Origin of the sequence: Bradyrhizobium sp., from assembly GCF_052389815.1 — a bacterium.
GTDB lineage: Bacteria > Pseudomonadota > Alphaproteobacteria > Rhizobiales > Xanthobacteraceae > Bradyrhizobium.
This window is the reverse complement of record NZ_JBQTHN010000236.1, coordinates 1-10,698: the sequence shown is the minus strand read 5'-3', so window position 1 is coordinate 10,698 and position 10,698 is coordinate 1. Positions and strand designations below refer to the sequence as shown.

Genomic DNA, 10,698 nt, shown 5'->3' with positions numbered 1-10,698 from the left:
TGGCCGCGATGGCGGCGCAAGGCCGCGACATCAAGCTTTCGACCCAGCGCGTCGAAGGCTATCGCAATTTCGCGACCAAGCTGTGGAACGCCTGCCGCTTTGCCGAGATGAACGGCTGCGCGCTGCCAAAGGGTTTTGAACCGGCTGACACCAAGGAAACGCTGAACCGCTGGATCGCCCACGAGACCTCGCGCACCACGCGCGAGGTTTCCGAGGCGATCGAGGCCTATCGTTTCAACGATGCGGCAGGCAGCATCTATCGCTTCGTCTGGAACGTCTATTGCGACTGGTATCTGGAGCTGTCAAAGCCCGTGCTGCTCGGCGAGGACGGTCCGGCGAAGGCCGAAACCCGTGCCATGATCGCCTGGGCGCGCGACGAGATCCTCAAGCTGCTGCATCCCTTCATGCCCTTCATCACCGAGGAACTGTGGGCGGTGACGGCCGCGCGCGACACGCTGCTGGTGCTGACGCCTTGGCCGCGCAAGGCGATGTCGACTGCAGAGCTGGCGCAAATCGTGACCGCCAACCCGAGCGATGCGCTGATCCCCACCGTACTCCTCGAACTCGATGCCGGCGAGTTCAGCGATCCCGGGGCGGAAGCCGAGATCGGCTGGGTCGTCGACCTCGTCACCGCGATCCGTTCGGTACGTGCCGAGATGAACATCCCTCCGGCGACCTTGACGCCGTTGATCCTGGCCGGCGCCTCTGCGGAAACGAAGACCCGCGCACAGCGCTGGAGTGACGTCATCAAGCGCCTGTCGCGCCTCGCCGAGATATCGTTTGCGGACAGCGCGCCGGAAGGCGCCGTGCAGGTGCTGGTGCGTGGCGAGGTCGCGGCGCTGCCGCTGAAGGGCGTGATCGACCTTGCTGCCGAGCGCGCGCGGCTGGAGAAGGAGATCGGCAAGGCCGACGGCGACATCAAGCGCGTCGATGCCAAGCTCGCCAACGAGAAGTTCGTCGCCAACGCGCCGGAAGACATCGTCGAGGAAGAGAAGGAAAAGCGCGAGGCGGCAATGGCGCGCAAGACCAAGTTGCAGGAAGCGCTGGAGCGGTTGAAGAAGGCGTCGTAGTTGCGGGCGGTATTTCCGCCGTCATTGCGAGCGAAGCGAAGCAATCCAGCTTCCTTCGCCGCGACGAGAAAGCTGGATTGCTTCGTCGCGTTGCTCCTCGCAATGACGGGGTTGGAGGTGCAAACGAGCTGCGAGGATTAAACTTTGCTCGACCACGTCTCCATCACCGTCTCGGACATCGCCGCCGCCGAGCGCTTCTACGACGCCATCATGAAGGCGCTCGGCGTGGTCAAGGTCGGACGCCGCGACGACTGGCTGGGCTATGGCGAGCGGGCGCGGCCGTCCTATCCGGACCGCGTCTACATCTCGATCCGCAGGGGCGAGAGGCCGGAGGAAGCCCTCGGCCGCCACTGGTGCTTCAAGGCGCGCTGGCAGAGCCAGGTCGATGCGTTCTGGGACGCCGGCATCGCGGCCGGCGGCACCGACGACGGACCGCCGGGCCTGCGCAATTATCACGCTTCCTACTACGCGGCCTTCCTGCGCGACCCCGACGGCAACCGCATCGAGGCGGTCTGCCATCACCCGGTGTAATCGTGGAAGCTGGGCGTCCGAGCCGGACGGCATTGGGCGCGGCGATGCATCGCGCCGTGCATCAGACACTGGAAGGCGGTGCGATCTTCACCGACCCCTATGCGCTGCAAATCCTCGATGAGCAGGCGCGCGCAAATCTGCCCACGATGGCCGCGGACCCCGCTCACCGGCCCATGCGGCTGTTTATAGCCGCGCGCAGCCGCTTTTCCGAGGAGGCGATGGCGGCCTGTGTGGCGCGCGGCGTGCGTCAGGTCGTCATTCTCGGAGCGGGGCTCGACACGTTCGCACTGCGCAACCCGCATGCCGGCGTCACCGTCTACGAAATCGATTATCCCGCGACCCAGGCGTGGAAGCGTGAACGCCTCGCCCAGACTGGTGTCGCGCTCCCGCCGACGCTGACATTCGCGCCCATCGATTTCGAGAAGCAAAGCCTGGGCGAAGGGCTGTCGGCGTCTGGTTTTCGCGCTGACGAGCCGGCCTTTTTCCAGTGGCTTGGCGTCACGCCGTATCTGACGCGGGAGGCCATCGTTACAACGCTCGATTTCGTCGCCAGCATGGCCGGCTCCGAGGTCGTATTCGAGTACGCGGAGCCGTTTGAGAACTATCCACCGGCCATGCGCGCCAATCTGATCGCAATTGCCGAAAGCGCCGCCGCGCGCGGCGAACCTTGGCTCAGCCTGTTCGACCCTTCTGACATGGCAGCATTGCTGCAGGAGCGGCATTTTGCAAGGTTCGAGGACGTCACGCGGGCAGAGCTGGCAGCGCGGTACTACGGCGATCTCGGTGAGGGATTGCGATCAAGCCCCGGCCCGCATCTGGTGCGGGCCGTGTCCCGCTAGCGCGGAAATGGCTTGCTCAGAAATTTTGAACCCTTGATCCCGTACCGCCATGGTAACTCCACTGCCTTGGTGATGCCGATGCGGATTCCGATTGCGATTTCCGGCTTCTCTTTCCGCGCAAACAGCTGGAGCGGCGGTCTGTCGAGCGGCAACTCGCTGTGCGCGATCGTGATGCCGAGGGCCTCGCAGAGCTTGCCCGGTCCCGAGCACAGCGCTCGCTCGTCGTCGATACCGCGCCGGCGGCGCATCGCGGCGAGCCCATGGGTCGGCTGCAGCGCGCGGATCAGCACCGCGCTGGCCGACCCCTCCGCCTCGCAGACGAAATTGGCGCACCAGTGGATGCCGTAGGAGCGATAGACATAGGCGAATCCCGCCGGGCCGAACATGACGCGGTTGCGCGGCGTCGGCCCGCGGTAGGAGTGCGCGGCCGGATCGGTGTGATGGTACGCTTCGACCTCGATGATGACGCCGCCGACGCCGCCAACCAGGAACGTCGCACCGATCAGGTCGGGAGCGACCTCGTGGACGCTGCGGTCGAAGAACGAACGCTTCAACGGCTTGCCGAGGGCAGGGACGAATTTCGGGCCTAGAGCCATTTTAGGGTGGGAATCGGGCCGGAACGGCTGAGAAAGCTGCCCGACCATGCCATGTTCTGCTAGGTTCCGCGATGCCCCGTTGCGGGGCTCCCGCAACCCGGTTGCAGCCCTTCTGCAACCTGGGTTGCGGCTCGCGTCAACACGGATTAGCTAAGAACTCTCGCGACTTGCAAGAATCTCATGGTCACCATCGTCGACACCCTGTCAGCCGAGCCACTGCGCCCGCGTCACCCCGAAAAGGTGAACCGGCCGGATAGCGCCTCGCCGCCAAAGCCGGACTGGATCAGGGTGCGGGCACCCAATACGCGCGGCTATGCCGATACCCGCAATATCGTGAAGGAGAACGGCCTCCACACGGTCTGCGAGGAGGCGGGCTGCCCGAATATCGGCGAGTGCTGGGACAAGAAGCACGCCACCTTCATGATCATGGGTGACACCTGCACGAGGGCCTGCGCCTTCTGCAACGTCAAGACCGGCATGCCTGGCGCGCTCGACGCAGCCGAGCCGGAGCATGTCGCGGAGGCTACATTCAAGCTGGGCCTGAAGCACGTCGTCGTCACCTCGGTGGACCGCGACGATCTCGCCGACGGTGGCGCCGCGCATTTTGCACGGACCATTCGCGCCATCCGCGCACGCTGCCCGACCACGACCATCGAAATTCTCACGCCCGACTTCCTGCGCAAGGACGGCGCGCTGGAGGTGGTGGTCGCGGCCAGGCCCGACGTGTTCAACCACAATCTGGAAACCGTGCCGTCACGCTACCTGACGGTACGGCCGGGCGCGCGCTATTTCCACTCCATCCGGCTGTTGCAACGGGTCAAGGAGTTCGACCCGACGCTGTTCACCAAGTCCGGCATCATGGTGGGTCTCGGCGAGGAGCGACACGAGGTCTTGCAGGTGATGGACGACCTGCGCTCGGCCGAGGTCGACTTCCTGACCATCGGTCAATATCTTCAGCCGACCCGCAAGCATCACGCCGTGATGCGCTTCGTCACGCCGGACGAGTTTTCCGGTTATGAAAAAGTCGCCTACACCAAGGGATTTCTGATGGTGTCGGCAAGCCCGCTGACCCGCTCGTCGCATCACGCGGGCGAGGACTTTGCAAGACTCCGGGCAGCGCGCGCGGCGCAAGCCCGCTAAGTCCGATGCCGCGGTTTTCCAGCAAGCGCCGGGTGCAACACAGCGCGTCGCAAATGTTCGACCTCGTCGCAGACGTCGAGCGCTATCCGGAGTTCGTGCCGCTGTGCGAGCAGCTGAAGATTCGCCAGCGCAAGCCTAAGCCCAATAATAGCGAGATCCTGATTGCCGACATGACCGTGTCGTTCAAGCTGGTGCGGGAATCCTTCACCAGCGAAGTCGTGCTCGACCGTCCCAATCTGAAGATCGCCGCCAGGTATTTGAAGGGACCGTTCTCCAGTCTCGAAAACCGCTGGTCCTTCGAGCCGAAGTCCGAAACCGAATGCGACGTCGGCTTTTTCCTGGCCTACGAATTCAAGAGCCGCATGCTGGCGATGTTGATGGGCGCGATGTTCGACACGGCGTTTGCGCGGTTCGCCGTAGCGTTCGAGAAGCGGGCGGACGCGATCTACGGCAGGGGTGCCTAACCCCGCGGCGGCCTTGGCCGCTTCACCACGTGCCGCCGCGGCGTGCGCACCACGCGCGGGCGGATGCGGCTGACGGCGGCGCGCTTCGGCTTGGCCTGGCGCGGACCGCGCGCCAATTCCATCAGCATCCGCAAGGCCTCCACCACCGAGCGCAGGCGCACGGCGGTTCGGCCGATGGCGCCGAAGCGGTGCTCGCGGTGCACGATGCGGCCGTCGCGTGCGGCGACGGCGAAATGCACCAGCCCCACCGGCTTGCCGGGCGTGGCGCCGCCGGGGCCGGCGATGCCGGTGATGGCTACCGCGAGGTCGACGCCGGCGCGCTCCAGCGCACCGACGGCCATCTGGGTCGCCGTTTCCTTGCTCACCGCGCCGAAGGTCGCGAGCGTGGTGGCCCTCACGCCGAGCATCGCGCGCTTGGCGTCGTTGGAGTAAGTGACGAAGCCGCGGTCGATGACGTCGGACGAGCCGGGAATGTCGGTCAGCGCGCCTGCGACGAGGCCACCGGTGCAGGATTCGGCGGTCGCGATGGTCAGCTTGCGCATCCGGCAAAGATCGAGCAGCGAGCGGGACAAGGCGCGGGCGTCGCTGCCGCTCATCTTAGTCGCTCCAGGGAAGCCGGATGGTGGCGCTCGCGGTGGCCGCGATGCCTTCCTCGCGGCCGGTGAAGCCGAGCCGCTCGCTGGTCGTCGCCTTCACCGCGATACGCGAGATGTCGACGCCGGAAATCTCCGCGATCCTGGCCCGCATGGTGTCGCGCAACGGGCCGATCTTCGGCCGCTCGCAGATCAGCGTGACCTCGAGATTGGCGACGCGCCCGCCGCGCGCGGTGACGCGCTCGACCGCATATTTCAGGAAGCGGTCGGACGAGGCGCCCTTCCACTTGGGATCGCTCGGCGGGAAGTGCGAGCCGATGTCGCCGTCGGCCAGCGCGCCGAGGATCGCGTCGACCAGCGCGTGCAGGCCGACGTCGCCGTCGGAATGGGCCAGAAAGCCCTTGCTGTGCGGCACGCGCACGCCGCAGATCATCACATGATCGCCTTCGCCGAAGGCGTGCACGTCATAGCCGGTGCCGGTCCTGATGTCGCCGAGCCCTGCGGCCAGGCGCGCTTCCTCGCGGACGAAGTCTTCGGGAGTGGTGAGCTTCATGTTCGCAGGATCGCCTTCAAACGTCGCCACCGTCAATCCCGCCCATTCGGCGAGCGCGGCATCGTCGGTGAAATCGTTGCGGCCTTCGCGCACGGCTCTGCGATGCGCTTGGAGGATGACGTCGTAACGAAAGGCCTGCGGCGTCTGCGCGATGCGCAGTCGTGCGCGCTCGGGCGTCGCCTCGACGTCGCCGGCAGCACCCACCAGCTTGATCGTATCGGCGACCGCCACCGCGGGGATCGCAGCGCCGGTGCGCCCGGCAGCGTCGATCGCACGCGAGATCACGGCCTCGGTCACGAAGGGGCGGGCGGCGTCGTGGATCAGCACGATGTCCGGCTTGGTGCTCGCCAGCGCCTCGAGACCGGCATGGACCGATTCCTGTCGCGTCGCGCCGCCTTTGGCGGGCGGGGCGTGCTCGAGGGAACTGACCGCCTCTTTGAACACGGCAATGTCGTCGGGGTTCACCACCGGCTGCACGGTCGTCACATCCGGGTGCCGGCAGAACGCCGCCATGGCCCGGAATATCACCGTCTGGCCGCCGACCGTGCGGTACTGCTTGGGCCCTCCCGCGCCGGCGCGAAGTCCGCGGCCGGCGGCGACGAGGATGGCTGCGGTGCGCTCAGGTCTGGGCATGCGTCGTCAAGGACTTGTCGGGCGAATCGAGTTTGCTGGATGAGCCGTGGCCGGCTCGAAAGAGGCCGCACAGCCCTTACCATGCCGGGCCCGCAAAGCCAGCGCGGATTAGCCATGCCTGTGGGGAAACCCATTCTTGTTGCAGTGCACTTGCACAAATGATAGATTTGTCTAAAGTGTAGGCATGAAGCTTGACTGCACAAGAATTGTGCTCAGAATGGATAGCGGCTGGCGCAATGGCGCGCCTTCCATAGAAACGAGAACCCCGTGACCGGCCCGGACTGCGAAGGCCCTAAATCGTTGAAAATAGGCGACATTGAGCTCGCCAACCGGGTTCTCCTGGCGCCGATGTCCGGCGTCACCGACGCTCCCTTCCGCCGACTCGCCGCCCGCTTGGGCGCGGGCCTCGTCGTTTCCGAGATGACTGCCAGCGATGACCTCGTGAATGGCAAACCGATGTCCCGCCTGCGCTGCGAGGCCGCCGGCATTGGGCCGCACGTGGTCCAGCTTGCGGGCTGTGAGACCCGCTGGATGTCGGAAGGCGCGCGGATCGCGGAAGCCGCCGGCGCCGACATCATCGACATCAACATGGGCTGCCCGGCGCGGCACGTCACCGGCGGCCAGTCCGGCTCGGCGCTGATGCGCGATCTCGACCATGCCCTGAAACTGGTTGAAGCAACGGTGTCGGCGGTGAAGGTGCCGGTGACGCTGAAGATGCGGCTCGGTTGGGACGAGCGTTCGCTCAACGCGCCCGAGCTTGCGCGCCGCGCGGAAGCTGCGGGCGTGCAGATGGTGACCGTGCACGGCCGCACGCGCTGCCAGTTCTACAAGGGCGGCGCCGATTGGTCCGCGGTGCGCGCGGTGAAGGACGCCGTATCGATTCCGCTGGTCGTCAACGGCGACATTACCTCGTTCGAGACGGCGGTCAGCGCGCTGGAAAAATCCGGCGCCGACGCGGTCATGATCGGCCGCGGCGCACAGGGCGCCCCCTGGCTGCCCGGGCAGATCGGCCGGCGGCTCGAGACCGGCGTGGTCGAAGCGGCGCCGCCGCTCGCCGAGCAGCTCGGGCACGTCCGCGCGCTCTATGAAGAAGTTTGCCGCCATTACGGCCTGCGCGTCGGTTTGCGCCATGCGCGAAAGCATCTCGGCTGGGCGCTCGACACCGCCGCGCATTATGGCCGGGTTCCCGCGGCCAGGCTGAAGGATTGGCGCCAGCGCATCCTGACCTCGGAAGAGCCCGCCTGCGTACACCGCGCGCTTGGGGACGCATTCGACGATTTTGCATGGAGCGCTGCTGCATGAACTCCGCCGCAGAATTTCGCAGGCCCGTGCCGCCGCTGGGCGAAGCCATCCTCAACGCGCTGCCCAATCCGGTGCTGCTGGTGGCGCCCGACGGCAAGATCGTCGACGCCAACATCGCGGCCGAATCCTTCTTCGAGATCTCGACCCAGTTCCTGAAGCGGCAGTCGCTGAAGGAGCTGGTGCCGTTCGGAAGCCCGCTGCTGGCGCTGATCGAGCAGGTGCGCGCCTCGGGTTCCCCGGTCAACGAATACAAGGTCGATCTCGGCACGCCCCGCATCGGCGGCGATCGCCAGGTCGATCTCCATGTCGCGCCGCTGACCGAGCGGCCCGGCCATATCGTGGTGATGCTGCAGGAGCGCACCATCGCCGACAAGATGGACCGCCAGCTCACCCATCGCAGCGCCGCGCGCTCGGTGATCGCGCTCGCCGCGATGCTGGCGCACGAGATCAAGAACCCGCTCTCCGGCATCCGCGGCGCCGCGCAGCTGCTCGAGCAGCAGGCCTCTTCCGAAGACCGCATGCTGACGCGGCTGATCTGCGACGAGGCCGACCGCATCGTCACTCTCGTCGATCGCATGGAGGTGTTCGGCGACGACCGCCCGGTGGCGCGCGGGCCCGTCAACATCCATTCCGTGCTCGACCACGTCAAACGGCTGGCGCAGTCCGGCTTTGCCCGCAACATCAAGTTCGTCGAGGAATACGATCCGTCCCTGCCGCCGGTGCTGGCCAATCAGGACCAGCTGATCCAGGTGTTCCTCAACCTCGTGAAGAACGCGGCCGAAGCGGTTGCCGATCTCGGCACTGATGCGGAAATCCAGCTCACCACCGCCTTCCGGCCGGGCGTACGCCTGTCGGTGCCCGGCAAGAAGACGCGGGTGTCGCTGCCGCTGGAGTTCTGCGTCAAGGACAACGGCTCCGGCGTGCCGGAAGACCTCCTGCCGAACCTGTTCGATCCCTTCGTCACCACCAAGCAGACCGGCAGCGGCCTCGGCCTTGCGCTGGTCGCAAAGATCGTCGGCGACCATGGCGGCATCATCGAATGCGAGTCGCAGCCGCGCAAGACCACCTTCCGCGTGCTGATGCCGATGTACAGCACCACCAAACCACAACCCGATCCGAGCAAACGCGACGACGTTCCGGGTACGCCGGCGCCTGCCTCACAGGACACAAGATGAGGAACGACAATGGCCGTAGGTAGCATCCTGGTCGCCGACGACGACACCGCCATACGCACGGTGCTCAACCAGGCGCTCTCCCGCGCCGGATATGAGGTTCGGCTGACCGGCAACGCGGCGACGCTGTGGCGCTGGGTCAGCCAGGGCGAGGGCGATCTCGTCATCACCGACGTGGTGATGCCCGACGAGAACGCGTTCGACCTGCTGCCGCGCATCAAGAAGATGCGGCCGAACCTGCCGGTCATCGTGATGAGCGCGCAGAACACGTTCATGACCGCTATCCGCGCCTCGGAACGCGGCGCCTACGAATATCTGCCGAAGCCGTTCGACCTGAAGGAGCTCATCACCATCGTCGGCCGTGCGCTGGCCGAACCGAAGGAGAGGGCGGCAGGACCGGAGGACGAATCCGAGTTCGACGCGATCCCGCTGGTCGGCCGCTCGCCGGCGATGCAGGAAATCTACCGCGTGCTGGCGCGGCTGATGCAGACCGACCTCACCGTGATGATCTCGGGTGAATCCGGCACCGGCAAGGAGCTGGTGGCGCGCGCGCTGCACGACTACGGCAAGCGGCGGAACGGCCCGTTCGTCGCCGTCAACATGGCGGCGATCCCGCGCGATCTCATCGAGTCGGAACTGTTCGGCCATGAGCGCGGCGCCTTCACCGGCGCCAATACCCGCGCCTCCGGCCGCTTCGAGCAGGCCGAGGGCGGCACGCTGTTCCTCGACGAGATCGGCGACATGCCGATGGAGGCGCAGACGCGTTTGCTGCGCGTGCTGCAGCAGGGCGAATACACCACCGTCGGCGGCCGCACACCGATCAAGACCGACGTGCGCATCGTCGCCGCCTCGAACAAGGATCTGCGCATCCTGATCCAGCAGGGCCTGTTCCGCGAAGACCTGTTCTTCCGCCTCAACGTGGTACCGCTGCGGCTGCCGCCCTTGCGCGAGCGCATCGAGGATTTGCCCGACCTGATCCGGCATTTCTTTTCACTGGCCGAAAAGGACGGGCTGCCGCCGAAGAAGCTCGACACCCAGGCCCTGGAGCGGCTCAAGCAGCACCGCTGGCCCGGCAACGTGCGCGAGCTCGAAAATCTCGCGCGCCGGCTGGCGGCGCTTTATCCGCAGGATGTCATCACGGCTTCGGTCATCGACGGCGAACTGGCGCCGCCGGCGGTCACCTCGGGCGGCAACGCGCCGATGGGCGTGGAGAACCTCGGCGGTGCGGTTGAAGCCTACCTGTCCTCGCACTTCTCCGGCTTCCCCAACGGCGTGCCGCCGCCGGGCCTCTACCACCGCATCCTCAAGGAGATCGAAGTGCCGCTGCTCACCGCGGCGCTGGCGGCCACGCGCGGTAACCAGATCCGCGCGGCCGATCTGCTTGGCCTCAACCGCAACACGCTGCGGAAGAAGATCAGGGATCTCGACATTCAGGTCTACCGGAGCGGCGGGTAGCGGCATTCCGGCTGCGGCAAAAAAACGGTTGATTCGATGCGGAACCGATCACTTTAGTGCTCGGCTGCGCCGTGGAATTGTCGTAATTCGGCAACATTGTGATATGTATGCATCAGTCCGCGACGCGCGGGCCCAAGCGCTTTCACATCACCGATTGCCGGAATGACCACCGCAGAGACAAGCTCGGCACCATCGTTCGATCCTGCAAATACCGAATCCGCAGGGGGACTCCTGCGGAGGTGGGTAGCGCCGCTTGCGGTCGCGACCGCGCTATTGTCGGCATTTCAGACCATGGTGGTGCTGTGGGGCGATACCCCCATCGGGGCGGCCCCGCCGGTGGTTTATTAGGT

General features: G+C 66.1%; 11 protein-coding genes. 8 read left to right on the top strand and 3 right to left on the bottom strand.

Features of this window, described 5'->3' with window-relative positions; genetic code table 11:
* The 3 genes from ACT4OC_RS30950 to ACT4OC_RS30940 all read left to right on the top strand — a co-directional run.
* Positions 1-1,070 (top strand): class I tRNA ligase family protein (locus tag ACT4OC_RS30950; protein ID WP_444842866.1); only part of this gene is annotated, 1,070 nt, incomplete at its 5' end.
* 144 nt (positions 1,071-1,214) lie between these two features.
* Positions 1,215-1,601 carry a VOC family protein gene (locus tag ACT4OC_RS30945; RefSeq protein ID WP_444842865.1) on the top strand — a complete coding sequence of 129 codons (387 nt, stop codon included), beginning with the start codon at positions 1,215-1,217 and terminating at the stop codon, positions 1,599-1,601.
* A gap of 32 nt (positions 1,602-1,633) precedes the next feature.
* Positions 1,634-2,440: a class I SAM-dependent methyltransferase gene (locus tag ACT4OC_RS30940; RefSeq protein ID WP_444842864.1), complete on the top strand. Its 807-nt coding sequence runs from the start codon at positions 1,634-1,636 to the stop codon at positions 2,438-2,440.
* Here the strand turns inward: ACT4OC_RS30940 and ACT4OC_RS30935 are convergent.
* Positions 2,437-3,036 (bottom strand): DNA-3-methyladenine glycosylase, encoded by a 600-nt coding sequence (locus ACT4OC_RS30935; protein ID WP_444842863.1) that lies wholly within the window; start codon positions 3,034-3,036, stop codon positions 2,437-2,439. The genes ACT4OC_RS30940 and ACT4OC_RS30935 overlap by 4 nt on opposite strands.
* A 180-nt stretch (positions 3,037-3,216) precedes the next feature.
* Between ACT4OC_RS30935 and lipA the strand changes: the two genes are divergently transcribed.
* Entirely contained in the window at positions 3,217-4,176 is a 960-nt protein-coding gene (gene lipA / locus ACT4OC_RS30930; RefSeq protein WP_444842862.1) for a lipoyl synthase, read from the top strand.
* A 5-nt stretch (positions 4,177-4,181) separates the two neighbouring features.
* Entirely contained in the window at positions 4,182-4,640 is a 459-nt protein-coding gene (locus ACT4OC_RS30925) for a type II toxin-antitoxin system RatA family toxin (protein WP_444842861.1), read from the top strand.
* Here the strand turns inward: ACT4OC_RS30925 and ACT4OC_RS30920 are convergent.
* Positions 4,637-5,236 carry a CinA family protein gene (locus ACT4OC_RS30920; protein WP_444842860.1) on the bottom strand — a complete coding sequence of 200 codons (600 nt, stop codon included), beginning with the start codon at positions 5,234-5,236 and terminating at the stop codon, positions 4,637-4,639. The genes ACT4OC_RS30925 and ACT4OC_RS30920 overlap by 4 nt on opposite strands.
* 1 nt (position 5,237) lies before the next feature.
* Positions 5,238-6,419, bottom strand: coding sequence for a bifunctional 2-C-methyl-D-erythritol 4-phosphate cytidylyltransferase/2-C-methyl-D-erythritol 2,4-cyclodiphosphate synthase (locus tag ACT4OC_RS30915; RefSeq protein ID WP_444842859.1), 1,182 nt, complete (start codon positions 6,417-6,419; stop codon positions 5,238-5,240).
* A gap of 300 nt (positions 6,420-6,719) precedes the next feature.
* Here ACT4OC_RS30915 and dusB point away from each other — a divergent pair, with 300 nt between their 5' ends.
* Genes dusB through ntrC form a run of 3 tightly spaced genes read left to right on the top strand, consistent with a single transcriptional unit; the run spans position 6,720 to position 10,348 of the window.
* On the top strand, positions 6,720-7,721 hold the full coding sequence (gene dusB / locus ACT4OC_RS30910) for a tRNA dihydrouridine synthase DusB (RefSeq protein ID WP_444842867.1): 1,002 nt from the start codon (positions 6,720-6,722) through the stop codon (positions 7,719-7,721).
* A complete protein-coding gene (locus tag ACT4OC_RS30905; protein WP_444842858.1) occupies positions 7,718-8,896 on the top strand; it encodes a two-component system sensor histidine kinase NtrB in 1,179 nt (392 codons plus the stop codon). Before dusB ends, ACT4OC_RS30905 begins: the two co-directional genes overlap by 4 nt.
* 9 nt (positions 8,897-8,905) lie before the next feature.
* A complete protein-coding gene (gene ntrC, locus ACT4OC_RS30900; protein WP_444842857.1) occupies positions 8,906-10,348 on the top strand; it encodes a nitrogen regulation protein NR(I) in 1,443 nt (480 codons plus the stop codon).
* The last annotated feature ends 350 nt before the right edge of the window (positions 10,349-10,698 follow it).